The organism is Janthinobacterium amylolyticum (assembly GCF_051380655.1).
Lineage (GTDB): Bacteria > Pseudomonadota > Gammaproteobacteria > Burkholderiales > Burkholderiaceae_D > Janthinobacterium.
Map to the genome: position 1 here is coordinate 79,432 of NZ_JBNYXL010000011.1, position 26,503 is coordinate 105,934.

The 26,503-nt window shown below is 62.1% G+C and carries 20 protein-coding genes; 4 read left to right on the forward strand and 16 right to left on the reverse strand.

Features of this window, described 5'->3' with window-relative positions:
- Window positions 1-84: 84 nt before the first annotated feature.
- Window positions 85-1,365: a maltoporin gene (locus ACQ4WR_RS22435; protein WP_102293990.1), complete on the forward strand. Its 1,281-nt coding sequence runs from the start codon at window positions 85-87 to the stop codon at window positions 1,363-1,365.
- 148 nt (window positions 1,366-1,513) lie between these two features.
- Here the strand turns inward: ACQ4WR_RS22435 and ACQ4WR_RS22440 are convergent, their stop codons facing one another.
- From ACQ4WR_RS22440 to xsc (ACQ4WR_RS22490), 11 genes are all read right to left on the reverse strand, one after another.
- Window positions 1,514-3,892, reverse strand: a complete 2,379-nt coding sequence (locus ACQ4WR_RS22440) for a chitinase C-terminal domain-containing protein (RefSeq protein ID WP_436490007.1) — start codon at window positions 3,890-3,892, stop codon at window positions 1,514-1,516.
- Window positions 3,893-3,994: 102 nt separating this feature from the next.
- Complete coding sequence (locus ACQ4WR_RS22445; RefSeq protein ID WP_436490009.1) at window positions 3,995-5,452, reverse strand: glycoside hydrolase family 19 protein; 1,458 nt, start codon at window positions 5,450-5,452, stop codon at window positions 3,995-3,997.
- A gap of 336 nt (window positions 5,453-5,788) precedes the next feature.
- On the reverse strand, window positions 5,789-6,409 hold the full coding sequence (sorB, locus tag ACQ4WR_RS22450; protein ID WP_436490011.1) for a SorB family sulfite dehydrogenase c-type cytochrome subunit: 621 nt from the start codon (window positions 6,407-6,409) through the stop codon (window positions 5,789-5,791).
- 10 nt (window positions 6,410-6,419) lie between these two features.
- Window positions 6,420-7,640, reverse strand: a complete 1,221-nt coding sequence (gene sorA / locus ACQ4WR_RS22455; RefSeq protein WP_436490013.1) for a SorA family sulfite dehydrogenase catalytic subunit — start codon at window positions 7,638-7,640, stop codon at window positions 6,420-6,422.
- Entirely contained in the window at window positions 7,633-9,060 is a 1,428-nt protein-coding gene (locus ACQ4WR_RS22460; protein ID WP_102293343.1) for an amino acid permease, read from the reverse strand. The genes sorA and ACQ4WR_RS22460 overlap by 8 nt, the downstream gene beginning before the upstream one ends.
- A 304-nt stretch (window positions 9,061-9,364) precedes the next feature.
- On the reverse strand, window positions 9,365-10,159 hold the full coding sequence (locus ACQ4WR_RS22465) for an ABC transporter permease subunit (protein ID WP_051959683.1): 795 nt from the start codon (window positions 10,157-10,159) through the stop codon (window positions 9,365-9,367).
- A 79-nt stretch (window positions 10,160-10,238) separates the two neighbouring features.
- Window positions 10,239-11,054, reverse strand: coding sequence for a taurine ABC transporter ATP-binding protein (locus tag ACQ4WR_RS22470; protein WP_436490176.1), 816 nt, complete (start codon window positions 11,052-11,054; stop codon window positions 10,239-10,241).
- Between the two features lie 84 nt (window positions 11,055-11,138).
- The gene (gene tauA, locus ACQ4WR_RS22475) at window positions 11,139-12,200 is read right to left on the reverse strand and encodes a taurine ABC transporter substrate-binding protein (protein WP_436490015.1); all 1,062 of its coding nucleotides are present in this window, start codon (window positions 12,198-12,200) and stop codon (window positions 11,139-11,141) included.
- Between the two features lie 119 nt (window positions 12,201-12,319).
- Complete coding sequence (locus tag ACQ4WR_RS22480) at window positions 12,320-13,759, reverse strand: NAD(P)/FAD-dependent oxidoreductase (RefSeq protein WP_436490017.1); 1,440 nt, start codon at window positions 13,757-13,759, stop codon at window positions 12,320-12,322.
- 25 nt (window positions 13,760-13,784) lie between these two features.
- Window positions 13,785-14,201, reverse strand: coding sequence for a nuclear transport factor 2 family protein (locus tag ACQ4WR_RS22485; protein WP_102293340.1), 417 nt, complete (start codon window positions 14,199-14,201; stop codon window positions 13,785-13,787).
- A 361-nt stretch (window positions 14,202-14,562) separates the two neighbouring features.
- Window positions 14,563-16,380 carry a sulfoacetaldehyde acetyltransferase gene (gene xsc / locus ACQ4WR_RS22490; RefSeq protein WP_436490177.1) on the reverse strand — a complete coding sequence of 606 codons (1,818 nt, stop codon included), beginning with the start codon at window positions 16,378-16,380 and terminating at the stop codon, window positions 14,563-14,565.
- 212 nt (window positions 16,381-16,592) lie between these two features.
- Between xsc (ACQ4WR_RS22490) and ACQ4WR_RS22495 the strand changes: the two genes are divergently transcribed.
- From ACQ4WR_RS22495 to ACQ4WR_RS22505, 3 genes are read left to right on the forward strand one after another with little or no spacing between them, the layout of a single operon-like run.
- The gene (locus tag ACQ4WR_RS22495) at window positions 16,593-17,441 is read left to right on the forward strand and encodes an IclR family transcriptional regulator (RefSeq protein ID WP_374755275.1); all 849 of its coding nucleotides are present in this window, start codon (window positions 16,593-16,595) and stop codon (window positions 17,439-17,441) included.
- A gap of 40 nt (window positions 17,442-17,481) precedes the next feature.
- A complete protein-coding gene (locus ACQ4WR_RS22500) occupies window positions 17,482-18,456 on the forward strand; it encodes an AAA family ATPase (RefSeq protein ID WP_180979575.1) in 975 nt (324 codons plus the stop codon).
- Window positions 18,453-20,183 carry a cobaltochelatase CobT-related protein gene (locus tag ACQ4WR_RS22505; RefSeq protein ID WP_436490020.1) on the forward strand — a complete coding sequence of 577 codons (1,731 nt, stop codon included), beginning with the start codon at window positions 18,453-18,455 and terminating at the stop codon, window positions 20,181-20,183. The genes ACQ4WR_RS22500 and ACQ4WR_RS22505 overlap by 4 nt, the downstream gene beginning before the upstream one ends.
- A gap of 3 nt (window positions 20,184-20,186) precedes the next feature.
- On the opposite strand, the gene ACQ4WR_RS22510 is transcribed toward ACQ4WR_RS22505, so the two are convergent.
- The 5 genes from ACQ4WR_RS22510 to xsc (ACQ4WR_RS22530) form a co-directional block, all read right to left on the reverse strand.
- Window positions 20,187-21,326: an AAA family ATPase gene (locus ACQ4WR_RS22510; protein ID WP_436490179.1), complete on the reverse strand. Its 1,140-nt coding sequence runs from the start codon at window positions 21,324-21,326 to the stop codon at window positions 20,187-20,189.
- Complete coding sequence (locus ACQ4WR_RS22515) at window positions 21,326-22,213, reverse strand: RNA ligase family protein (protein ID WP_436490022.1); 888 nt, start codon at window positions 22,211-22,213, stop codon at window positions 21,326-21,328. Before ACQ4WR_RS22515 ends, ACQ4WR_RS22510 begins: the two co-directional genes overlap by 1 nt.
- A gap of 300 nt (window positions 22,214-22,513) precedes the next feature.
- Window positions 22,514-23,290: a TSUP family transporter gene (locus ACQ4WR_RS22520; RefSeq protein WP_436490024.1), complete on the reverse strand. Its 777-nt coding sequence runs from the start codon at window positions 23,288-23,290 to the stop codon at window positions 22,514-22,516.
- The gene (gene pta / locus ACQ4WR_RS22525; protein ID WP_436490026.1) at window positions 23,280-24,281 is read right to left on the reverse strand and encodes a phosphate acetyltransferase; all 1,002 of its coding nucleotides are present in this window, start codon (window positions 24,279-24,281) and stop codon (window positions 23,280-23,282) included. The genes ACQ4WR_RS22520 and pta overlap by 11 nt, the downstream gene beginning before the upstream one ends.
- 215 nt (window positions 24,282-24,496) lie before the next feature.
- Entirely contained in the window at window positions 24,497-26,323 is a 1,827-nt protein-coding gene (gene xsc, locus ACQ4WR_RS22530) for a sulfoacetaldehyde acetyltransferase (protein ID WP_436490027.1), read from the reverse strand.
- Window positions 26,324-26,503 lie beyond the last annotated feature (180 nt).

The following is a 26,503-nucleotide window of genomic DNA, read 5'->3' on the forward strand; positions in this document are numbered from 1 at the left end:
GACTTGGTTTTCGGCATTAGACCGTGCGCGGTGGCGGCCCTTCCGGGACGCCACCGCTACCACCTACATTCTTCTGGAGACCGCATGAACCGTACTGCATTGAAAGTTTTGCCTGCCCTGCTCCTGGCCATCGCCAGCACGTCCGCCATGGCCGACCCGATGTACCCTTCCGACGCCGAAGGCTTCCACGGCTACCTGCGCGCCGGCGCCGGCAGCAATACCTCCGGTGACGGCGGTTCGCAAGGCTGTTTCGGCCTGGGCGGCAACACTATGAAATACCGTCTGGGCAATGAGTGCGACGCCTACACGGAATTCGGCTACACCAAATCCATCGCCAAGTCCGGCGGCGTGAACTACCTGGCCACTATCTGGGTCAATGCCTATGCACCGAACTCCGATTTCGGCGACCGCAAGCTGGGCATCGTCAAAGCCTACGTCGAAGCACAGGGACTCGATTTCCTGGGCGGCGGCACGGCCTGGGTCGGTAAACGTTTCTACTACCGTCCCGACATCCACATGCTGGATCTGCAATACATCAACATGAATGGTACCGGTGCCGGCCTGGACCGCATTCCTGTCGGCCCGGGTAAATTCTCGTATGCCTTCTTCAAGGATAACGACATCAATGCCCGCGATCCGAACACGGGCGCCATCCTTGGCACCCGTTCGGCCGTGCGCCAGAACTTCATCTACGGCGAAATTCCCGTCAACACCAACGGTACCCTGGACCTGGCCGCCACCATCATCACGGCAGAAGGCAAGGATACCGATATCTACGGCCCGAAACATAACGGCTGGCAACTGTCGGCCTTCCACCGTCAAGGCAAGGTCTTTGGCGGCGGCAATACCTTCGGCGTGCAGTACGGCGTCGGCCCCGGTGTCGGCGGCGACGGCAACGGCCAGTTCGGTGCTTCGGGCAACACGGCCTTCGGTTCGGACCGCAAGCGCACGCGCGTCTTCAATGACATGGCGATCCAGCCGATGGAAAACTTCGGCATGGAATTTGTCGCCCTGTGGCAAAAAGACGAGTCGAACGCCACCGGTTCCTCGACCTGGACCTCGGTCGGCGTGCGCCCTGTGTACGCGTTCACCAACAACTTCAAGCTGGTGGGCGAGCTGGGCACGGACCGCGTGACGCAAGCGGGCGGCCTGCCGGCCAAGCGCCTGACCAAGCTGACCATCGCGCCGACGATCTCGGCCGGCCCTGGCCTGTGGTCGCGTCCTGAACTGCGCGCTTTCGTGACGTACGGCAAATGGAACGATGCGGCCACCGCTTCGGTCAATGCGTCGAACAACGGCGGCCCGATCTACAACAACAATACCAGCGGCACGTCGTATGGTTTCCAGGTGGAAACCTGGTTTTAAGCTGAAACAACCCAGAAGCGAAGGCTGGGGTCAGTCACTGGGCGATTGGAATATTACCCATTGGGTAACATTCCCCCAACGGGTCTGACCCCGGAAAAAGGGCGGAACCTCGGTTCCGCCCTTCTCTGTTTACCCTGCCGTATTCATCTTACGGCAGCGCCACCGGCAGTTCCGGATACTCTTGCGTCAGCGCATACTTGGTGCCGCCCACGGTGACCGTGTAGTTGGCCGGCCCCGAAATCGGCAGCCGGTAGTTCAAGGTCAATGCCACGGAGCCGCCTGGCGCCAGCGATTGCCAGGCGGGGATCGCGAAGCGGGCCCGGTTGTAGTTCTTCGTGAAACCGCCGATGTTGTTCGGCCCCGTGTAGCCGGCATTGATTACCGTCAAGCCGAAGCCGGACTGGTCGCTCATGTCCGACGGCGCGGAAACGGGGTAGTCGAACTCCACCACGGTGCCGCCCGGCAGGGTCGTGGCCGTGTTGTTCTTCACCGTCATTACCGGGTTGATGGGGAAGTTGCTGTCGCCCAGCTTCCAGCCGCCGAGCGTGATGCTGACGTTGGCCGTCGTGCCCGGCATGGCGATTTCGGCGCGTTTGTTGCCATACGCGCCGGCCGTGCGGAAAGCCTGGTACAGCACGTCCGTCAAGGTGGTGCCCATGAAATACTCGCCCTTGCCGCCGTTGCGCGTGGCATCCCAGGCATAGTCGCCTGCCATTTCCCAGATCATCACGCCGCCAATATTGTTGTTGACGATGTACTGGGCCTTGGCCCCGATGGACTGCGTGGTTTCCGTGGAAATGAACACTTTCTTGGTCGCATTCCACAGCCACGGCGCCACCATGGTGCTGCTGTAGTACGGCACATAGCTGCCTACCAGCGCCTTGTCGGTGACTTTATACGCGTCCAGGTAGCTCGGCACGATACCGTTCTGCAAGTTCAGCGCATGCCAGATCGGGTTGCCGCCGCCCGGCGTCGGCTTGCCTTGCGTATCGAGGTCGTACCACACGTTATCGATGCCGGTGGCGCCCGTGCCGCAAGTCTTGGTGCCGGCGCAGGTGACAGTCGAGCTGATCAACGGCGTCGTGCCCCACAGGCCATTGGTGCCGCCCGTCACATCTTTCCAGCCCCGCGTGTAGAACGGCACGCCGATATTGATGCGTCCCGCCTGCATGGCGCCACGGTAGTAGCGGTAGGCCCAGTCCGTGTTCAGGTAGCCGATGTTCTGGAACTGGTAGGCGTTACCGGCACGCAATTCGCCGTCGTTGCCATCGTCAAACAGCGCCGCGTTCGGTCCCACGTACTGGTTCCACGCGCCGTGCAAGTCATAGCTCATCAGGCTGGCATAGTCGAGGTATTTCAAGCCCGACATGTTTTCCTCGCCGCGCAAGACCCAGCCAGAGGCGGAGCCGGCGATGGTGAGCAGGTAATACTTGTTGTCCTGCACGGCCGCTTCATCGAGCTTCTGGCGCAGCACTTTCAGCAGCACGTTGTAGCTCGTCATCAAGCCAGCCAGGCGCGGCTTCGAGACGGCGAAGTCGTTCGGATTGCCCGCTTCATTGTTGGTGGTCGGATGTTCGTAATCGACATCGACGCCATCGAAGAAGTTATATTGGCGCACGAAGGCCACCATGGAATCGGCCAGGGTGTTGATGCCGGCCGTGTTGACGCTGCCGTCCGCATTCGTCGTGGCCGTGTAGAAGCCGCCGCTGCCGGCCCAGCCGCCCACGGAAATCATCAGCTTGACGCCCGGATGCTTCTTCTTGTGTTGCGCAAGCAAGTTGAAGTGGCCCTTGTATGGCAAGGACGGGTCCATGGCCGCCGCCGGCACGTTCGGCCACGTGAGGCCCGTGTCCGGATTGGCCGCGCCGCTGCCGATGGCGATTTTTGACGTCGCCGGATCGACGGAGGCAAACGCGTAGTTCAAGTGGGTGATCTTGTCCCACGGCAGGTTGTTCACCAGATAGGTCGGACTGCCATCGACGCCCGTGCGCCAGCTGGCGAAATAGCCGACGATGCGGCGGTTCAGGCCATTGGTCAGCACTTCGCGGCCATTCGCGTCATACACCTTGCAATACGGCACATTCGGCACGGCCGAGATCAAGCCGTCCGGACGGCAAGCCGTTGGCGTTGGCGTCGGCGTTGGCGTCGGAGTCGGGGTTGGCGTCGGAGTCGGAGTCGGGGTCGGGGTCGGCGTCGGCGTTGGGGTCGGGGTCGGGGTCGGGGTCGGAGTCGGCGTCGGCGTTGGGGTCGGCGTTGGTGTCGGGGTTGGCGTGTCGACTACGGCCCATGGTCCCCACTGGTCGGCGGCGCTGGGGACATTGCCCTGCGTCCACCACTTGGCCTTGTAATTGACGCCCTGGTACACCACGCACTGGCCGCCCGTGTAGACGGTGGCGGCGTCCCAGACGGCGCACGCTTCCACGGCGGCCAGCAGGGTGTTCGGGGTGGCGGTCGTGCCCTCCTGGCCGCCGCCGCAAGCGACGAGTACGCCGCTGAGCAGGGCCATCAATAATGCATTCGATTTCATGTCGTGGTGTCTCCGTTATGGTTGTATGTCGAGAGCTGTTGCAGGCCCCTCAAGGGGCTCTTGTCAACTGTTATCCCTGGCTGGCTAGTACTGCTTTTGCTGCTACTGCAACTTCACATTCCAGTTGGCTTCCACGCATTTCACGTAGTTCCCGGCCAGCAAGGCGCTGTACGGGGTTTGATAGCTGACCAGCTGGCATTGGTTTTCGCCACCCGCGCTCCAGTTCTTTTCCCAGTAAATGTTGTAGGAAGCGGAACTGGCCGGGGTAAAGCGCTGCATGTTGGCGCAAGACAATTGTTCGCCGGAATAATCCCAACCCATGTCGGCGGCAAACTGCTTGTAGTAATCGATGCGGTTTTGCGCGGCCTGCTTTTCCGTGCCCTGCCCGCATTCGGCATTGATGATCATGATGGTGGTGGCAAAGTTGTTGCCCGCACCAGCTGTCGTATCGGCCGCGTTCGGCACCCACGTGCCGTCGAGCACGTGCAGCATCGACGGTTTCGGCGGTTGCGGATAGACAAAGAAGAAGGTGGCGGAAGCCAGGTTCAGCCACGTCGAGGCCACCAGGTCCGGATTCTTCAGCAGCACGGACTGGTCGCCGTCATGCATGGCTTGCGAAAACGGCCCGTAGTTGTAGTTGTAGGAAAGCTGCTTGGCGCCGCGCCCGAAATACTTCTTGAAGCTGCCGTCCGCATTCGTGCCGCAAGTCCACACCTTGTTGAAGACGGGGTCGGCGCACTCGACGTTGTAGCCGCAACCAGCCCCCGTCTCGTCGCAGCCCAGTTCGCGCAAATACTTCAAGCCCTGGCGCCATTGCGGCAGCGGGCTGCTGGCGTTATGGTCGCCCGTTTCCTGCACGAAATGGGCAAACATGGTGGAGAGGCTGTGGCGGCAGATGGCGTCCGCATTGCGCCCGTCGCTGTAGTCGTCGCACACGGCGGGGAACTTGGCCACCGCTTGCAGGAAGCGCCGGTAGGTATAGCTGGCGTCGCGCGCGGCAAAATAGTGATCCCACTTGGCCGCTGGCAACAGGCGTTCGACCCGCTTGACGTTGAGCGGATTGCTGGCCAGGCCAGGTTGCACGGCCTCGACCGCCGTGTTGCCCAGGGTCCGGATGGACGCCTTGACCTTGCGGAAGAAATCATTGTTCGTCAGCGCCGCCTCGTTGGCTTCGGCCTGGGCCTTGGTGGGGATGCCCGGCGTGGGCGTTGGCGTTGGCGTTGGCGTTGGTGTCGGCGTTGGTGTCGGCGTTGGAGTGGGCGTTGGCGTCGGGGTTGGAGTGCTCGTATCGAGGCTCCACGGTCCCCACTGGTCGTTGTTCGGCGCCGTGCCCTGTACCCACCACTTGGCGCGGTAGACCTTGCCGTCGTAGACGGCGCACTGGCCCGCCGTATAGACGGCAGCGGCGCTCCAGGCAGCGCAAGTGTCGCTGGCGGCCGTGGCGGCCAGCAGGGTTGATGGGGGTTCGGTGGTGGAATTGCCGCCGCAAGCGAGCAGCGCGCTGCCCAGCAGGCCAGCCATCAAAGGCGAGGCCAGCCGGCTAATTTGCCGTGTCTTCACAATGTCTCCTGAACGTTATACGAAAACTATCGAAGTAGCTTTTATGTTGTACGTAAAGAAAGCACAGCGAAGCATCGGCTTTCTGCCTAGAGAATGCGACGGCGAAAATTGGTAGTCAAGTGGTTTTGTATAACGGCGTTTTTTGTAGTACCAGTGATATTAATCACGGCACAGGCGCACGCGGCGGCGGCGAATGAGGCGATGCAGGAAACGGGTAATGCGGTACGCCGGACGGCAATACCGCGTGGCAGCCGTGGCCTGAAGTGGTATTAGGGGTGGCCGCGCGCCTTGCGCGATGCACGCAAGGCGCGCGGCAAGCGGGAGTGGAAGACGCGACTATCTGGACAGCACGTATCTGGCCAGGCTGGCCGCATCGGCTTCGCTGAGCTGGCTGAACGGCGGCATGGGCACGGGTCCCCATTTCCCGCTGCCGCCCTGGCGGATATGCGCCGCCACGGCCGCGACGCTCTCCTTGCCCTTGTACCTGGCCGCCACTTCCGCAAAGCCGGGGCCGACCACTTTCTGGTCGAGCGCGTGGCACGCCATGCAGCCGTTTGCCGCCAGCAGGCTCTTCACATCCTTGCCGCTGGTAGCCGGTACGGCGGCGACCGGCTTTGCGGCGGCCGCGACAGGCATGGCCGCGCTCCGCTCCGCGCCATAGGTTTTCACCAGGTAATCGACCATGGCAGGCACGTCCTCATCGGCAAACTGCGCGCCGAACGGCTTCTTCATTTTCTTGACGGTCGCTTCCCAGTAGGCGCGCGGCGAGGCCGGCGGCTGGCTCGATGCATACTGTGCCGCGTGGCACGTCATGCAGTTGCGCTGCACCAGCTGGTAGCCGGGCAAGGCGCTGTCCTTGTAGGTCGCCGTTTCCGGCGGCAACTGGATGTCCAGCGCGCACGCGCCGCCCGCAGCCGCCGACAAGGCCAGCGCGGCAATCAAACTGTTCATTCGCATGTGAATCTCCTCAGACTGCCTGGATGCGCGTGGTTTCCACCACATTGCGCATGTAACCCATGGGATTCCACAGGGCTTTCATGGGCTGGCTCTGGCCGATGCGGTTGACGGCGCGCACCATCAGCATGTGCTTGCCCTTGCGCGGCGCCTTCATGAGCATTGTCCACTCGCGGAACGAAAAGCGCCCCAGGTCCTTGCCCAGGGTGGCTTCCTGCCATGTCTGCCCGCCGTCCACCGACACGGTCACTTCGCTGATGCCCTGGCCGCTATCGAAGGCGATGCCGCGCAAGGCCAGGTCGCGTCCCGCTTTCACCTGGGCGCCATCGTGCACGCTGGTGATGAAGGAACGCACGTTCAGGCGGCTGATCGGCGTCGTCTTGCCCACCGCTGCACCGGGCTCGACAAAGCCGGAGCCATTGTCGGGAATACGGTAGCCCGTACTCATCCAGAAGCCGTCAAACGGCTTGTCCAGCACCGTGATGTCGCTCAGGTGCTTGACCCAGTAGGTGCCATAGAAGCCTGGCACGATCAGCCGCAGCGGATAGCCGTTGAGAAAAGGAATGTCCTCGCCATTCATGGCCCAGGCCAGCATTACGTCGCCCGCCATGATGTGCTCGACGGACAGCGCCTTCTGGAAATCGGGACCGTCGCCCACGGGCGGCGTTTCCAGGCCGTTGAAGGCCACTTGCACGGCACCAGGCTGTATCCCCGCCTTTTCCAGCACGGTTTTCAGGGCGATGCCGGTCCAGCGGGCATTGCCCATGGCGCCGTTGCCCAGCTGTCCGCCGTTGGCGCGCGGCGCGAAAAAGCCCCGGCTATTGCCCGAGCATTGCGTCACGGCCACCACATCGACGGGCTGGGCCAGCTGTTTCAGCTCGGCCAGCGACAGTTCCAACGGCGTCTTCACCAGACCGGAAATACGCAGGCGGTAGCTGCCGGTGTCTATGCTGGTGGGCAAGCCGCTCCAGTGGTAGCGCACGAAAAACGCGTCATTGGGCGTGATGGCGCCTTCGCTGAAGACGCTGAACGGCGTTTCCAGCTGGGGCGGTCGGCTGGTCAGCAGGATCAGCGGGCGCTTTTGCGGAAACGCCACCAGTTCGCGCTCGCCGTTTTCAAACGGCAAAGTCACGGACTCTGCCAAGGTTGGCCCGGCCACGACGGCGGCGCCCAGGGCCGCCGTATTGCGCAGGAAACGGCGCCGGCTTGCAGGCAAGAAGGTCGTGTCAGACATGCTTGAGCTCCACCTTGGCTTCGTTGCCGCCGTTGCGGTCGTCATTGACGAGTTTCTTGATGTAGTACATGACACTCATGATGACCACGCTCAGCAGGCCGAACCAGAACGACACGCGCTGTTCCGTATCGGACGACACGCTCATGGCGCCGAGGATCACCAGCATGGCGAAGATGGTGAAATACGTCAGGTAAGGGAACAGCCACATGCGCACCTTGATACGCTCCGGGCATTCGCGTTCCAGGCGGCGGCGCAAACGCAATTGAGATATCGCAATGAGCAGGTACACGAACAGGATCAGGATGCCGTAGGAATTGACGATGAAGGGGAAGACCAGGTCGGCCGACACATACGACACGGCAATGGCAAAATAGGCGAACAAGGTGCTGAACAGGATGGCGCGGATCGGCACGCCATTCTTGCTCAGCTTGACCAGGCCCGTCGGCGCATCGCCGCGGCGCGTCAGCGCAAAGATCATGCGCGACGAAGCATACAGGCTGGAATTCAGGGCCGACAGCACGGCCGTCAAAATGATGGCGTTCATGATGTGCGCCGCGTACGGAATGTTCATGACTTTCAGGGCGCTGACGAATGGCGTGGCGATGGCCGGCGAATCCCAGGGCACGATGCAGACGACGACAAACATGGAACCGACATAGAACATCAGCACGCGCGTGATGACGGAATTGGTGGCGCGGGCAATGGCCTTGGCCGGGTCCGACGTTTCGGCGGCAGCGATGGTGACGATTTCGGCGCCCGAATAAAAGGCGGTGGCGGCGACGGCGCCGCTCAGCACCGGTCCCCAGCCGTGGGGCATGAAGCCGCCATTGCTAGTCAAAAAGCCCAGGGTCGGAATGCTGTTAGGCAAGCTGCCCGTGATAAACAGGGCGCCGACGAACAGGAAGACGATAATGGCGACGACCTTGATCGAGGCGAACCAGAATTCGAATTCGCCGAACGCCTTCACGGAAAACAGGTTGAGGATGGTCATCGACACCAGCAGCACCAGGCTGATCGACCACGACGGCACGTCGGGCAGCCAGAAGTTGACCAGTTTCGCGCCGGCAATCGCTTCCAGGGCGACGACGACGACCCAGAAATACCAGTACATCCAGCCGCTCATGAAGCCGAGGAATTTCGACACTTTCGGCTTGTCATCGAAGGCCAGGCGCGCATATTCGTAAAACGAGCCGACCACGGGCAGCGACGAGGCCAGTTCGCCCAGCATGCGCATGATCAGGACGACCAGGCCGCCCGTGAGCAAAAAGGAAAGGATGGCGGCCGGGCCGGCGGCCTTGGCGATCACGCCGCTGCCGACAAAGAGGCCGGCGCCGATCACGCCGCCGATGGCGATCATGCTCATGTGGCGTTGCTTGAGCGAGTGCTGCAAGCCGGTACTGTTATGCGATTCGCTAATCATGTTTTGTCTCCTGAAAATCTCTGAAGCCCGGTGCGCCCTCGCCTGCTGCGGCTTGCTGCTGCCGCGCGGCTTGTTTTATTTTAGGCAACGCCGTCAAGCAGCATCGATACATCGTGTGAATCAGTCTGGTTGGCCGCATTCCATAAGTCAATCTGGAAATGCAGCGGCCCGGCGCGGCAGCCAGGGGCCGGACGCGCTGGAGGGTAAGTACGGGGTATTGCGGGGTTATTGCTGAGTTATTGCTGCTTAAAAAAATGGGAGCGGCGGCAACACTTGTGGCGCCGGCGCCACTCCCGGGAACGTCTTACACCTTGCCCTTCCATGGCACGAGGGTACGTTCGAGGTAACGCATCATCAAATCAAACAGGAAAGCAAAGAAGCCGATCACGATAATGCCCATGATCACTACGTCGCTGGCCAGGAACTCGGACGCGCTGAGCACCATGTAGCCGAGGCCGCGCGTGGCCGCCACCATCTCGCCCGCCACCAGGGTGGTCCAGCCCACGCCGATGCCGATGCGCATGCCGGTGAGAATCTCCGGGATGGCCGCGCGCAGGATCACGTGCACGATCACCTGGAAACGCGTGGCGCCCATCGAATAGGCCGCGTGGATTTGCTCCAGCGACACGGAGCTGACACCGGCGCGTGCCGCGATGGCCATCGGCGCGAAGATGGCCAGGAAGATCAGGTAGACCTTCGAGAACTCGCCGATGCCGAACCAGATGATGACCAGTGGCAAGTAAGCGAGCGGCGGCAGCGGACGGTAGAACTCGATCAAGGGATCGAAAATGCCGCGCGCCACGCGGTTCACGCCCATCATCACGCCAATGGGAATGGCGAACAAACAAGCCAGGCCAAAGGCGCCGAACACACGCACCAGACTGGCAACGGTGTGTTCCCACAGGGTGGCGCCACCGAAACCGGTGGTCGCCGCCATGATGAACTTTTCATACACGGCTTGCGGCGATGGCAAGAACAGCGGTTTCACCATGCCGCTGGCCGTCACGCCAAACCACAGCAACAGCACGGCGATGACGGTAACGGTGGCGATGCGGCTGGAATTGCCCTGCCCCGGCGCGCCGAACGCTTCGCCGGGCATGGCACAGCGGGGGGCGAACAGGCGGCCAAAGAAACCGGCGCGCTTGGCGCTGGCGGGAGGAAATCCCACGACGGATGGGCTATGCATGGGACACCTCCAGCTCTTTATTGACGGCGCGTTCGTCGCCATAAATGATGTTGAGCACCGTTTCGCGCATCTTGATGAAGTCCGGACTCGATTTCACGGCACGCGCATCGCGGCACTCCAGGAAGCGCTTGTTGAAATCGAGTTCATAGGTGTGCGTGATGCGGCCCGGACGGGGCGACATGACGATCAGCCGGTTCGCCAGGAACAGCGCCTCGTCGACGCTGTGGGTAATAAAGAAGAACATGGTGCTGGACTTGGCCCAGATATCGAGCAGCAACTCCTGGATGGTTTCGCGGGTCAGCGCATCGAGCGCCGCCATCGGCTCATCCATCAGCAACATGGCCGGGTTGCTGGTGAGCGCGCGGGCGATGCCAACCCGCTGCTGCATGCCGCCCGACAATTGATAAATCATATTGTCGTGAAAGTCCTTCAAGCCCACCAGCGCCAGGTTCTTCGCCGCCTGCTCGCGCCGCACGGCTTTCGGCACGCCTTGCAGCTTCAAGCCGAATTCCACGTTTTCCATCACATTCAGCCAGGGCAGCAAGGCATGCTTCTGAAACACCACGCCACGGTCGGCGCCCGGCCCTTCCACCTTGGTATCGCCCAGCATGATCTCGCCCTTGGACGGGGCGATGAAGCCCGCCATCAGGCTCAGCAAGGTGGTCTTGCCGCAACCCGATGCGCCCAGCGCAACGACGAAATCGCCGCTATTGATGGTGAGATTGATATTATTTAAGGCATGTACGCGTTCACCGGCCGTCTTGCCCGGATAAATCACGCTGACATCCTTGACGTAGAGATTTTCCATCATGTGCCCCGCATAAGTGTAGTCACTTCAGTTCAACGCATCCTGTTCAGTCAGCGCGCCCGCAGGCGCGCCGTCACACAACGTTTACTTCAGCAGGCCGGCGGCCTGTGCATACTTGGGTGTCACATACTTGGCGTAATCAGTTGCCAGGGTGTCGATCTTGCCTTCGCCCTTGAGGAATTGCGCCGTGGCCAGCAAGGCTTGTGCCACGCCGCCTTTCGCGCCGCCCCCCAACCAGGCCGGCGAAGCCTGTTCCTGCAACGATGGGTAGGCGTACAGGGCCACGGAAGCGGCCACGTCTTTGGCGGCCGCGCCCGAATGCTTGACGTTGGCTTTGACTTGCGGGGAGTCAATGGTCCACGCCTTGGGATTGGCGCGGTAGTCGGCATCAAAGGCGGCCATCACCTTGACGAACTTGGCCATGAAGTCGGCATTCGCCTCGCCCCAGGCGCGCTCGACGGCCATGCCGTCAAACGTGGCCTTGCCCTTCTTGCTCAGCTCGCCGGAGGTGACGAGCACCTTGCCGTTTTGCTTGAGCTTGCTCAAGGCCGGGTCCCACACGAAGGCCGCATCGATATCGCCACGCTCCCAGGCGGCGGCGATCTGGTTCGGCTGCATGTTGAGCAGTTTCACTTCGGATGGCTTGATGCCCCAGGTTTCCAGCGCGAACATGGTGTGGAAGTGGGTGGTGGAAACGAAAGGCACGGCGATCTTCTTGCCGCGCAAATCCGCCGGCTTGCTGATGCCGGCGCCGTTGCGGGCCACCATCGCTTCGGCTTCGTTGATGTCGTCGATGATCCAGAACAGTTGCAAGTCGACGCCGCGGCTGACGGCCGCCGTCAGGGGGCTGGAACCGATGACGCCGATCTGCACGTCGCCGGACGCCATGCCGGTGGCCACCTTGGCGCCCGAGTCGAACTTGCGCCAGTTGATTTTATAGCCGGTGGTTTTCTCCACTTCGCCGCTGGCAATGGCCACCAGGAAGGGACCATTGATTTCCTGGTAGGCAATCGTCACTTCCTTGCTTTGCGCGAAGGCCGTGCCGCTGGCAGCAACGGCGACACCCAGCATCAGGGTGCCGAGGACGGCGCGGCGCATTGTTGAAAAAATCGTTTTGCTCGGGGTTTTGCTCGTGTATGTGTTCATGTCTCACTCCAAGTTTATTGTTATGTGTGAACGTGCGGGCAATATCTGCTCCTTGCGGAACAGGCGCCATTGACCGGTCTTTGCCGGTGCATATGGCGACTGGAACGACAGTGCTGCTTTTAAAAAACTTCATCCTTCAAGTGATACCAGCGGTACAGGAAGCGCTGGCCCAGGCGGCGGAACGGGGCGAACGCTTGCGACTCGACCATTTCCATCATGTTGGGATACGGCAGTTTGGAGTTGAAGATCGGCAAGCCCGTGTCGCTGGGCTTGCCGGCGATGCGCTCGGCCATGCGCCGTCCCGCCTGCGCCGAATACATGACGCCGTTGCCTCCGTAGCCGAGTGAGTAAAAGATCGATTGCTTCGGGTCAGGCTGCACGATGCGCGGCATCATGTCGTGGCTGACGTCGACCCAGCCCCACCACGAATAATCGATGGCTATGCCCGTCAGCGCGGGGAACTTGCGGTGCAGGTCGTTGATCAAACCCTGTTCATACTTGCCCTGGGGTGCATCGGCGCCCGTGATGGCGCTGCGGCTGCCGATCTGCACGCGGTTGTCCGGCATCAAGCGGTAGTAATGGCGCAGGATGCGCGTATCCGTGATCACCTGGTGCGTGCGGAAGTTGCACGCCTCGATTTCCGCCGGGGTCAAGGGCCGCGTGACGAGCGAGTTCGACAAAATCGGCAGCAAGCGGTTCTTCACTTGCGGGTGCAAATGGGGCGAGGTGTAGCCGCCCGTGGCGACGGCCACGGAACGGGCACGCACCACGCCGCCCGGCGTTTGCAGGTAATGCACGCCGTTGCGCGTTTCCCAGCCCATCACGGGGCTCGATGGGTGCACCTTGGCGCCCAGCGCGCGCGCCTTGCGCAGGTAGCCGAAGGCCAGCTTGCCCGCGTGGATGCCGATGCCTTCCGGCTCGTGCAGCGCACCGGCCGCTTCCTTGTCATCCACATACTCGCGCTTGACGGTATCGGCGTCGAGGATGCGGGCGTCATAGTGGAAGATCTCGCGCATCACTTTGGCTTCTTTTTCCAGCGCAGGCATGGCTTTCGCCTTGTGGGCGATGTACAGGTGGCCGCCCGGCTGCGGGTCGCAATCGATGTCGGCCGTGATCTTCTTGAACGTTTCCATCGCATCGCACACTTCCGTATGCAGCTTGAGCGCGGTTTCCAGGCCGTAGCGGTCTATCCACTGCGAGCGCTTCAGGCGGCCCGTCGTGCATTGCGCCTGGCCGCCATTACGCGTGCTGCAGCCCCAGCTGACCCGGTTCGCTTCCAGCACGGTGGCCTTGATGCCGTGTTCCTGGGCCAGGAAGATGGCGCAGGACAGGCCCGTGAAACCGGAGCCGATGATGGCCACGTCGACGTCGATGTCATGCGTGATGGGGCCGTCGTCGGCCGGCGGCTCGCCCGCCGTGCCGATCCAGTAGGTGGGCGCGTAGGCATTGCCGTGGCCGGGGCGCTGGGCCACCAGCGGATCGTAGGCGGGATCGTAAGGCGTGCGGGCCGCGGTGCTGCTACCCAGTACGCCAGGTGGAGTATCGACAGGTTTGTTCATGGTCATTCCTGGTGAACTTGCTGGCTCAGGCTTGGGTGGTGGCGCTGACGACCGGTGGACGGTCCTTGCGGAAAGCATTCTTCACGGCGATCTTGCCATCGCGGAAGGTAAAGATATCCACCATGCGCGCTTCGATGCGCGTGCCGTCCGCCTTGGTGCCCGCAAAGGTCGACTCCGTCACGCCGTGCTCGCCGCTGACGAAATGCACGGGGTTGAGCCAGGCGGCGTCAGGGAAGGTTTGCCAGGCCAGCTCGAAGCCGGCGCGCACGGCGTCACGGCCAATGAAACTTTTGCCCAGCAAGTCAGGACCGGCGACGGCGTGGAATTCGCAGTCATCGGCCATGGCGGCCATCAGGGCCTCGATATCGTGGCGGTTCCAGGCATCGCCGAACGCTTGCAGGAAGTCGGTGGTAACAGCATCTGTCGGTACTCGTGTGTTCATTTTTGTCTCCGTGAGTCGAATTTGGTACTTTTCGTTCCGTTTTTTAGTATTTTTATTGAATTTAAGCTGAATGCCTGTGCTTGTCAAATCAAATAATCCAAATACCGGGACGCTTTGTATTCTTTATTGAAATAGCGATGCAGAAGTGACAATGTGTGAGAATTTCGTCACAAGGTGGTGCTGGATGACGCCGGGCCTGGCGGATCTCAGCTGCACACTTGTTGATTGCGCAGGTGGCGTCGGATTACGCCGGGCTTGCGCCCGGCTAATTCGACCTACGCCTAATCCGACCTACGCATTCGATACGTGCTACACGTAGGTTGGATTAGCCCAGAGGGCGTAATCCAACAACATCAGCGCATCAAACATAGTCTTTATACTTATCCAAATGCCGCACTGGTTTGCTCAGCGCATCGCGGCGGAACGGGTCGCCCAGCTCGCGCGTGCACATGATTTCGATGATGGTGGTCTTGCCTTCATTCATCTGCATGTCGATCGCCTTCTTCAAGGCCGGGCCCACGTCTTCCAGCTTGTCGACCGTGATGCCTTCGGCACCCATGGCACGCGCAATCTCCGCAAAGCTCTGGTTGTCGAGTTCACCGGCGACAAAGCGGCGGTTGTAGAAATCCACCTGGTTTTTCTTTTCCGCGCCCCACTGGCGGTTGTGGAACACCACGGCCGTCACGGGAATGTTGTGGCGCACGCAGGTCATGGTTTCCATCAGGCTCATGCCCCAGGCACCGTCGCCCGCATACGACACGGCTGGACGGTGCGGCGCGGCCACCTTGGCGCCGATGATGGTCGGGAACGCGTAGCCGCAGTTGCCAAAGCTCATCGCCGCAAAGAAGCTGCGCGGCTTTTCAAAGCGCAAATAGCTGTTCGCCACCGAGTTGATGTTGCCGATGTCGGTCGACACCATCACGTCTTCCGGCATGGCTTTTTCCAGCTCGCGCAAGACCTGGCGCGGGTGCAGATAGTTGCCCGGCTCTTTCTTCTGCTCTTCGATCATGTCCAGGCTGTACGCATCTTTTTCATGCGTCCAGTTGGTCAGTTCCTCTTCCCATGCCGCCTTTTCCGCCTGCACGGTGGCATAGCGCTCTTCGCGCGTCGCGTCGCAATCGAGCGTCTTGCCGTCCAGGCGGGAAAGAATCGCTTTCGCAGCCGCCTTGGCGTCGCCGCAGATACCGACGGAGATTTTCTTGACCAGGCCCAGCATCTTGTTGTCGGCGTCGATCTGGATGATCTTCGCGTTCTTTGGCCAGTAATCCATGCCGTGCTGCGGCAAGGTGCCGAACGGGCCCAGGCGCGAACCCAAAGCGACGACGACGTCGGCCTGGGCGATCAGTTTCATGGCCGCCTTGGAACCCTGGTAGCCGAGCGGACCGCACCACAGCGGATGGCTGGCGGGGAAGGAATCGTTATGCAGATAGCTGTTCACCACGGGCGCGCCCAGGCGCTCGGCCAGCGCCTTGCACTCTTCGATCGCTTCGCCCATGACGACGCCGCCGCCCGAAATGATGACGGGAAACTTGGCTGTCGCCAGCAGTTCGGCCGCATCGTTGAGGCTTTGCTCGCCGCCGGCGCCACGGTCCAGGCGGTTCGGCTTGGGAATCTCAGCCTTGATTTCGCCATAAAAATAGTCGCGCGGGATGTTCAGTTGCGTCGGCCCCATTTCCGACATGGCACGGTCAAAGCAGCGGCCCGTGAATTCCGCCATGCGGGCCGGATTGGTGACGTGGCCCTGGTACTTGGTAAATTCCTCGAACATCGGCAACTGGTTGGCTTCCTGGAAGCCGCCCAGGCCCATGCTCATGGTGCCCGTCTCCGGCGTGATGATGACGACCGGGGTGTGCGCCCAGTAGGCGGCGGCAATGGCGGTGACGCAATTGCTGATGCCGGGGCCGTTCTGGCCGATGACGACGCCATGGCGGCCCGAAACGCGGGCGTAACCGTCAGCCATGTGGCCGGCGCCCTGCTCGTGCACGACGGGAATCAGACGGATGCCGGCCGGGGCAAAGATATCCATCGGGTCCATGAAGGCCGAGCCCATGATGCCGAACATGTCGGTCACGCCATTGGCGGCCAGGGTTTCCACGAACGCTTCGGAAGGCGTCATTTTTTGCGGGCCAACGGGAGTGGCTGCGCTGGCCGCAGCGGCGGCGGCTTTTTGTTCGGTCATGTCATTCACGGGTGTCTCCTGGTCTGTAGTGATGGCGGCTGTTGAAATGATCAACTTATTTATCAAAAATCGGTATATTTTGTTCCGAAATTTGATATACAATTCAATTTAAGCGTTCGACGTGCAAAAGTCAAACAGATTTTCAAGGAAACGGTACAATTTGAGTTCGAAAATGAAATAAACACAGACACCACACCGAGGCCACCATGGACATGATTTCATCCCCAAAACTTGAGCCGGAAAAACTGGAAGGCGACACGCCCACGATGCGTTTGTTTGCTTTGCTGGAAGTGATTGCCGAGAAAGACCAGTTGCTGTCGCTGCAAGCGCTGGTGGAAGAAACGGGCCTGCCCAAGCCCACCCTGCACCGCATGCTGCAACAGCTGGAAAGCGTGGGCGTGCTGCAGCGCGAAAGCGATGGCCGCCACTACAGCACGGGCGTGCGCCTGCGCCGCCTGGCGTCTAACCTCTTGATTAACAACACTTTCCATGGCGCCCGCCGCATGGTCTTGCGCCAGCTGGTCGAGGAAGTGGGCGAAAGCTGCAACCTGACGGCCTTCAGCGGCAGCGAAGTGGTGTACCTGGACCGCGTGGAAACGGCGGCGCCCCTGCGCTTTTATCTGCATCCAGGATCGCGGGTGCCGGCCCATTGCTCGTCGAGCGGCAAATTGTTCCTGGCGCAAATGACGCCCGTACAGCGCCGCCGCCTGCTGGGCCACATGGAATTGACGCGCTTTACGGACAAGACGGAAACGGATCCCGTCAAGCTGGAGCGCGAACTGGAAGTGGTGCGCCGCAACGGCTATGCGCTGGACGACGAGGAATTCCTGCCCGGCCTGCTATGCGTGGCCGTGCTGGTGCCGAACCCGAACGGCCGCTCGAACCTGGCCGTGGCTATCCAGGCGCCCATCATCCGTCTGACGCACGACAAGGCTTTACATTTCTTGCCTGCATTGCAGCGCGCCGCGCAAGCCCTGGCCGCCATCGAATCGGAAACCATGCCGACGTCGGGCGGGGACGACGACGCATTGCAGTCAAGTAACTCCGCAACTCACACATAACCGCCGCGGCGCCCCAGCTGCGGTTTCACAGGAGAACAAGGTGCCAGATTCACGCCAACATCCCCCCGCCGCAGCGGCGCAAACCTTGCAGTCCGTGCGCAGCCTGTTCCATATCGACAGCGACCTGCAGGTGCCCGTGTTTACGGAACGCGACCCGCACGTGCCCGACATCGATCCCGCCTACCGCTTCAACAAGGACGTCACCCTGGCGATACTGGCCGGTTTCACGCACAACCGCAGGGTGATGGTGCAAGGCTTGCACGGCACGGGCAAATCCACGCATATCGAACAAGTGGCGGCGCGCCTGAACTGGCCTTGCGTGCGGGTCAACCTCGACGGCCACATCAGCCGCCTCGACCTCGTCGGCAAGGATGCCATCGTGCTGCGCGAGCAGCAGCAAGTGACGGAGTTTCAGGAAGGCATCGTGCCGTGGTCCTTGCAAAGGCCCGTGGCCCTGATCTTCGACGAGTACGACGCTGGCCGCCCCGACGTGATGTTCGTCATCCAGCGCATCCTCGAGCGCGACGGCAAGTTCACCCTGCTCGACCAGAACCGGGTCATCACGCCGCACCCGCACTTCCGGCTGTTCGCCACCTCGAACACCGTGGGCCTGGGCAACCTGAACGGCATGTACCACGGCACCCAAGTGCTCAACCACGCGCAGATCGACCGCTGGAACATCGTTGCCACGTTAAATTATTTGCCGCAGGACGAGGAAACCGACATTGTGCTGGCGCGTGTTCCCGCCATGAACGACGAGGCGGGCCGCCAGCTGGCCGCCCGCATGGTGGCCGTGGCCAGCCTCACGCGCCACGGTTATGCGGCGGGCGACCTGGCTTGTTTGATGTCGCCACGCACCGTCATTACCTGGGCGGAAAATTGCCAGATCTTCCGCGATCCGGCACTGGCCTTCCGCCTGTCCTTCCTCAACAAATGCGACGAGGCCGAGCGGCCCATGGTGGCGGAGTACTACCAGCGCTGTTTCAATGAGGAATTGCTGGCGAGCCAGGCATGAACGCCGAAGCCATCGTTCCTGCCGCCTACACGCGCGAGCAGCAGGAAACGGACGAGTTGTGCGCGGGCGCCATCCGCGCCCTCAGCGGCTCACCCTTGATCCGCTACCGGGGCCGGCGCCTGCACGACGGCCACCGCCCGCTGCCCATCCATGCGGCCCATTTGCAGCCCGATGCCGCGCTGCAGGATTTGCCGTCCTTGCGCGGCGCGGCCGACAGCGTGGCCCTGCGCCTGCTGCATACAGACGCCAAGCTGCACCGCACACTGTGTCCGGCCGAACCGGTGGCGCGCCTCGTCTTTGAATTGCTGGAACAGTTAAGGGTGGAAACCCTGGCGCCCGAGCAGCACGCCGGTATCACCGGCAACCTGCGCCACCGTTTCACGGCCTGGTCGCATGCGTTTTACGATTCCGGCCTGGCCGAAGGCGCGTCCGGCTTGCTGCTGTACACGGTATTCCAGATGTGCTGGTCACGCCTGACGGCCAGGCCCGTGCTGGAAAAGACGGAAGATTTTATCGAGGCCACGCGCTGGTCGCTTTCCTCGCCACTGGGCGCAGACCTGGCCGGCTTGCGCCGCCAGCGCCTGGACCAGGCCGCCTTTGCGCATCACGCGCTGGCCATCGCCCATGCCGTCGATGCCATGCTGAAAGACGCGCAAGCGGCGCAGGATGACCAGCAGGACGCGGCTGGCGATGCGAAAGCACAGGCGGCCTTCAAGCTGCTGCTCGATTTCGACAGCGATAACGACCATCTGCCCGACGCCGCCCCGCTGGGCGCAAGCCGCGCCTTCAGCGATGGCGATGGCGGCTACAAGGCGTACTCCACGACCTACGACCGCGAAGAAAAAGCGGGCGAACTCGTGCGCCGCGCCCTGCTGCTCGAATACCGCGAACGCATGGATGCTCGCATCGCCAGCCTGGGCATCAACACGGCCCGCCTGGCGCGGCATTTCACGCAATTACTGGCCGTGCCACAGCGTGAAGGCTGGTCGTTTGGCGAAGAAGAGGGTTATATCGACGGGCGCCGCCTGGCTCAGCTGATCAGCTCGCCGTCCGAGCGCAGGCTGTTCCGCAAGGAGCAATTTTTACCGCAAGCCGATTGCCTCGTCACCGTTCTCGTCGATTGCTCCGGCTCCATGAAGACGCATGCGGAATCCGTGGCCGTGCTGCTCGACATTGTGCTGCGCGCACTGGACCAGGCTGGCGTTGCCACCGAGTTGCTGGGCTTTACGACGGGCGCGTGGAACGGGGGAAGAGTCAAACGCGACTGGATGCGCGCCCGCTCGCCGGCGAATCCGGGCCGCTTGAACGAACTCGTGCACATGGTCTTCAAGGATGGCGATACCAGCTGGCGCCGCGCGCGGCCCGACATTGCCGCCCTGCTGAAGGCGGACCTGTACCGCGAAGGCGCCGATGGCGAAGCCGTGGACTGGGCCTGCACGCGCATGCTGGCGCGCCCGGAACGGCGGCGCATACTGCTCGTCGTCTCCGACGGTTGCCCCATGGACACGGCAACGAATCTGGCCAACGACGAGTTTTACCTGGCCCAGCATCTGAAACACGTGGTGACGCGCCGCGAAGCGCAGGGCGCCGTGGAGATTTGCGGGCTGGGGCTGGGCCTGGACCTGGGCGCCTACTACAGCCGCAGCCTGGCCACCACCCTGCCCGCCTCGCTGAACAATGAACTGTTCAGCGAGATCGCGCAGTTGCTTGGTGGCCGCAAACGCTAGCGTTCAGCCCACCTCGTAGCGCACCGTGTGCGCCTCCATCGGCAGCGGGATTTCCCAGTTCCACAGCATCGCTTGCAGCTTTTTGTTGCTGAGCGACGTGTCGCGCTGGCCGTTGCGCCGCAGCAACTCCTTGCGCGGCTGTTCCAGGTACACGAGTTCCACCTGCGCGTGATATTTGTACAGCAGGTTGAGCGTCTTTTCGCGCATCAGCTTGGACAGATGCGTGGCGTTCCAGACGAACGGCTCACCCTTGCGCAACAGTTCGCGCGCCCGCTCTTCCGCATAGTCGCCCACCAGTCCCTCGTTCTTGCCGTGCTTCAAGCCCAGGGCCGTGCGCGCATCGTCGAAAGACACGACGGGCAGGCGCGGATGGTGCTTCTCCACCCACGTATTCTTGCCCGACGCGGGCAAGCCCGACATGACGATCACGTGCGAACCCGGCTCCTGGAACAGGGAATAATCGGGATGCGCCTCGACGCCGCGAAAATATTTCACACGCGTGTGATCGTCGACAAACACCCTGCGCTGGCCATAGCAGCCTTCCTCGCGCGCCAGTTCGCGGAACAGCTCGATGGCATCCAAAATGCGCTGCGGATCGGGACAGATGCGTCCGCGGATATCGGCCTCGGCCAGCATGGCCAGCAGCCGGATATCGACTTGCCACGACAGCTCGCGCACGGTGAACTCGGGCGTCACGCCGCGCCGCGATTGTTCCAGCGCAAAGAACGGCACCTGGTGCACATTGATCAGGCGGCAGATTTCCTCGCGCGCGGCAAACGGCACGTCGCAATCCCACAGGGCGATGCGCGCATCGAGGGCGCCCTTGCGCGAGTGGCCGGGCTGGCCGATGGCGCCCGTCACCGGATCGATCACCGTCGTGCTGCACTTGGCCACGTCGTGCAGCAAGGCGGCGAGAAACACGATTTCCTGTTGCGCCCGCGTGGCTTGCCGGTAGTCGGGCATGGCCAGCAGGGATTCCACCACCATCATGGTATGCGTCCACACATCGCCTTCCGCGTGGTAGACGGGGTTTTGCGGCGTCGTCTTGGCCAGTTCCAGCTGCGGGAAGGCGGCCAGGCAAGCATTGAAATCGGGCGACCGGCCCGCTGGCGGCACCAGTTGCTGCAGGGTTTTCCAGTGCATCATTTTGTATTCCTTGAAAAAACTGCCAGTTCGTCGAGCGACCGGCAGGTGTGCAAACCCAGGCTTTCCCACGTGACCAGCGGCTGCGGCGCATACAGGTCGACGCCGTCGGCAAGCTGGTTGGGGATCAAGGGCCGCGTGCTGTGGTGCGAGCCGCTGTCGAGGATGGTTTGCGTAAAGTCATGGCGCACCAGCTTGTAGCGGGCCAGCACTTGCTCATCGTCCTCCACCTTCAGGTACAGGCCTTCCGCGTGGTCGGACTTGTCCGTCTGCTTCCAGCACAGGTCCAGCGGCAGGCGTTCGCGCGCCACCGCGTGTTCAAACGTGTCGCGCCACAGACGGGACTTGGCCAGTGAATGGCGCAGCAGCTGCCACAGCTGTTTCGGCGTGGCGGGCATCAATCCCGCATACAGCACGGGGACGGACAGCACGGGCGAGCCGGCCAGCATGGCGTGACGGCGCGCCGTCGACAAAAACATCTGGCTGCGGCGGCAATACACGTCGAACTCGTTGAAGTAATGGGGCAGCCGGTCGTAAAACACGGAATGCTTGCTGTACGACCATTCGCCAAACAGCACATACTGGTCTTCCAGCAAGCTCAGCAAGGCGTGTTCGTGCGCATGCGCCCACGGTTTCAGCAGGTTGAACTGGCGTTCGCTGCCGCCGCCCGCCAGGTAATGGCCACGTGACTGCAGCAGCACTTCGCCCGCATCGCTGAACGACACGGCGGAGTTCGCGCCATCGATTTTTTCCTCGATGACGACGTACTGGCCGGCCAGCTTTTTCAGGGGCATCTGGTCCGAGCCGTCGTCGCCCTCCTGCAGGCGCGAGCCTTCCAGGTGCGGCGTGCGCGGGTATTTGAATAAGGGTAAAGATTGTAAAAACATAGCGTCCCACGCCGCGTTCACCGCAGGCGTGTCCATACAGGGTCAGGGGTGCTGACGACGTGTTCGGGCGTGGACGATCGAGACTAAAGTCTCGGATACGTGTGCGGGGGGAGTAAAAACAGTGCCGCAGCAATCGGGGGCGTCAACGCGCCGAACGATGCTGCAGAGAGCATTTCGTCAGCGTTAGCAGGTGATGGCGAAGAAGCGAGGCACTTTTGGCTCCAATAAGGAAGAGGTTCTAGAAAGAACCGAGAATATAAAGGCTGTTTGCATATTTTGCAAGCGCCGCACGCTTGCAAACTAGCCCAGCAGTTGCGGCACGGCCGCCACCATCAGCGAAATGCCGATGGCGGTCAGCACGGCAAACGCGATGCGGCGCATGCCGCGCTGGGCGATCGGCGGCGGATAGCGTTTCCCGGCCATCGTCGCCAGCACGCCCACGGGCAAGGCCAGCGCGCACAGCAGCAGCACTTTCGCATCGAGCTGGCCCTGGCTGCCCGCCATCAGCGAGCGCCCGCCCGCGCTGATGGCGAACAGGAAGATCAGGCTGTAGCGGATGGTTTTCAGGCTCATTTCCTGGCGGTAGAACTGGTACACGAGCGGCGGGCCGGCCAGCGAAAACAGGCCGGAAAACAGGCCGCCGCACACGCCGCTGATGAAGAAGCTGCGCTTGTCGGCAGCACCGGGGCCCGGCGGCGCCTGTAGCAAGATGCTGACGCCGCCATACACGATGGCCGCGCCCAGCAGCAAATGCAGCAGCGGCGCATAGGCCTGGTCCAGGTAGCCGAGCAGCAAGACGCCGGCCGCCATGGCCGGCAGCAAGCCGATGCTGGCGGCGCGGATGGCGCGCCAGTCCAGGTGGTGCAAGGCACCTGGCAAGGCCACCAGGCAGTTGGCCAGCGACAATAAACTGACGAGCGCCGCCAGGGCCGGCACGGGCGCCAGGCCCAGGCCGCTGGCCACGCCCATGACGATCATGCCCAGGCCAAAGCCCGTGACGGTCTGGAAATACGTGCCCGCCGCCACCACGGCCAGCAGCGCCAGCACGGGCAGGCTGAACAGAAAGTCAGCGTCCACCCTGGGCCTGCACGGCCGTGACCGCAATGACGTTGTACACATCGTCGGCGCTGCAGCCGCGCGACAGATCGTTGGCGGGCTTTTGCAAGCCTTGCAGCAAGGGGCCGATGGCGACGGCGCCGCCCATGCGCTCGGCCAGCTTGTAGCCGATATTGCCCGCGTCCAGGTTCGGGAACACCAGCACATTCGCGCGGCCGTTGACGACGGAATCCTTGACTTTGCGTTGCGAAATCTCGGCCACGATGGCCGCGTCCAGCTGCACGTCGCCATCGATGGCCAGCAGCGGGCGCTGCGCCTTGACCCTGTCGGTGGCCGCATGCACCTTGTCGACGGCCGCGTGGTGGGCGCTGCCGCTGGTGGAAAACGACAGCATGGCGACGCGCGGCTCTTCCATCAGCAAGGCTTGCGCGCTGTCGGCCGCGGCCATGGCGATGTCGGCCAGTTCCTCCGCTTTCGGATCGACCACCAGGGCGCAGTCGGAAAAGATGAAACCACCCTTCAGGCTGTGGAAAGGTTCGCACAGCATCATGAGGAAAAAGCTCGACACCAGCTTGAAGGCGGGATCGACGCCGATGATCTGGATGGCGCTGCGCACCACATTGGCCGTCGTGTGCACGGCCCCCGCCACGCAGCCGTCCGCGTCGCCCAGGCGCACCATCAGGTTGGCGTAGCACAGCGGATCCTGCACGGCGATCCTCGCTTGCTCCACCGTCATGCCCTTGGCCTGGCGCAGCAGGAACAATTGCTGGGCATAGTGCTCCGCTTCGCTGGAAGTGGCAGGGTCGACCAGGCGCACGCTGCCCAGGTCCAGGTTCTGTTCGTTCGCCAGGGCCAGGATGGCGGCCGGCTGGCCGACGATGGTGATGCGCGCCAGCCCTTCAGCAGCGGCACGCGCGGCCGCCTGCAGCACGCGCGCGTCGTCGCCCTCGCACAAGACGATGTTTTTCGGCACGGCGCGGGCTTGCGCGATGATGCGGTGCAGGGCTTTCATGGCGACTCCAATTCGGTAAAAAAATGCCGGAACCATGGAAGCACAAAGATGGTTCCGGCACATAAAACCCGGCATGGCCGGGGTCATACAAGGATCGGTCAGAGTGGTGTCGGATTACGCCGGGCCAGGGCCCGGCTAATCCGACCTACGCATTCGATACGTGCTACACGTAGGTTGGATTAGCCCAGAGGGCGTAATCCAACAACATCAGCGCATCAAACATAGTCTTTATACTTATCCAAATGACGCACTGGTTTGCTCAGTGCATCGCGGCGGAACGGGTCGCCCAGCTCGCGCGTGCACATGATTTCGATGATGGTCGTCTTGCCTTCATTCATCTGCATGTCGATCGCCTTCTTCAAGGCCGGGCCCACGTCTTCCAGCTTGTCTACCGTGATGCCTTCGGCACCCATGGCGCGCGCGATCTCCGCAAAGCTCTGGTTGTCGAGTTCACCGGCCACAAAGCGGCGGTTATAGAAATCCACCTGGTTTTTCTTTTCCGCGCCCCACTGGCGGTTGTGGAACACCACGGCCGTCACGGGAATGTTGTGGCGCACGCAGGTCATGGTTTCCATCAGGCTCATGCCCCAGGCGCCGTCGCCCGCATACGACACGGCCGGACGGTGCGGCGCGGCCACCTTGGCGCCGATGATGGTCGGGAACGCGTAGCCGCAGTTGCCAAAGCTCATCGCCGCAAAGAAGCTGCGCGGCTTTTCAAAGCGCAAATAGCTGTTCGCCACCGAGTTGATGTTGCCGATGTCGGTCGACACCATCACGTCTTCCGGCATGGCTTTTTCCAGCTCGCGCAAGACCTGGCGCGGGTGCAGATAATTGCCCGGCTCTTTCTTCTGCTCTTCGATCATGTCCAGGCTGTACGCATCTTTTTCATGCGTCCAGTTGGTCAGCTCTTCTTCCCACGCCGCCTTTTCCGCTTGCACGGTGGCATAGCGCTCGTCGCGGGTCGCGTCGCAGTCGAGCGACTTGCCATCGAGGCGCGCCAGGATGGCTTTCGCAGCTGCCTTGGCGTCGCCGCAGATGCCGACGGAGATTTTCTTGACCAGGCCCAGCATCTTGTTGTCGGCGTCGATCTGGATGATCTTGGCGTTCTTTGGCCAGTAATCCATGCCGTGCTGCGGCAAGGTGCCGAACGGTCCCAGGCGCGAACCCAAGGCGACGACGACGTCGGCCTGGGCGATCAGTTTCATGGCTGCCTTCGATCCCTGATAGCCGAGCGGACCGCACCACAGCGGATGGCTGGCGGGGAAGGAATCGTTATGCAGATAGCTGTTCACCACGGGCGCGCCCAGGCGCTCGGCCAGCGCCTTGCACTCTTCGATGGCCTCGCCCATGACGACGCCGCCGCCCGAGATGATCACGGGGAACTTGGCTGTCGCCAGCAGTTCGGCCGCATCGTTAAGGCTTTGCTCGCCGCCGGCGCCACGGTCCAGGCGGTTCGGTTTTGGAATCTCGGCCTTGATTTCGCCATAAAAATAGTCGCGTGGGATGTTCAGTTGCGTCGGGCCCATTTCCGACATGGCACGGTCAAAGCAGCGGCCCGTGAATTCCGCCATGCGGGCCGGATTGGTGACGTGGCCCTGGTACTTGGTAAATTCCTCGAACATCGGCAGCTGGTTGGCTTCCTGGAAGCCGCCCAGGCCCATGCTCATGGTGCCCGTCTCGGGGGTAATGATCACGACCGGGGTGTGCGCCCAGTAGGCGGCGGCAATGGCGGTGACGCAATTGCTGATGCCGGGGCCGTTCTGGCCGATGACGACGCCATGGCGGCCCGAAACGCGGGCGTAACCGTCAGCCATGTGGCCGGCGCCCTGCTCGTGCACGACGGGAATCAGACGGATGCCGGCCGGGGCAAAAATATCCATCGGATCCATGAAGGCCGAGCCCATGATGCCGAACATGTCGGTCACGCCATTGGCGGCCAGGGTTTCCACGAACGCTTCGGAAGGCGTCATTTTTTGCGGGCCAACCGGGGTTGCAGCGGTGGCGGCAGCGGCGGCGGCTTTTTGGTCGGACAAATCGGTCATGGCTCAGTCTCCTTACGGTTTTATAAAAAATCGGTATATTTTGTTCCGATATTTGAAATACGTGTTCAATTTAACGGTTGCGAAATGCGCTGTCAATGAAATTTCATGAAAAATCGGACTGTTTCATTCCTGAATCCGGAATCCGTGACTTTGAGCCACTCCTGAAACAACAATGGCGGG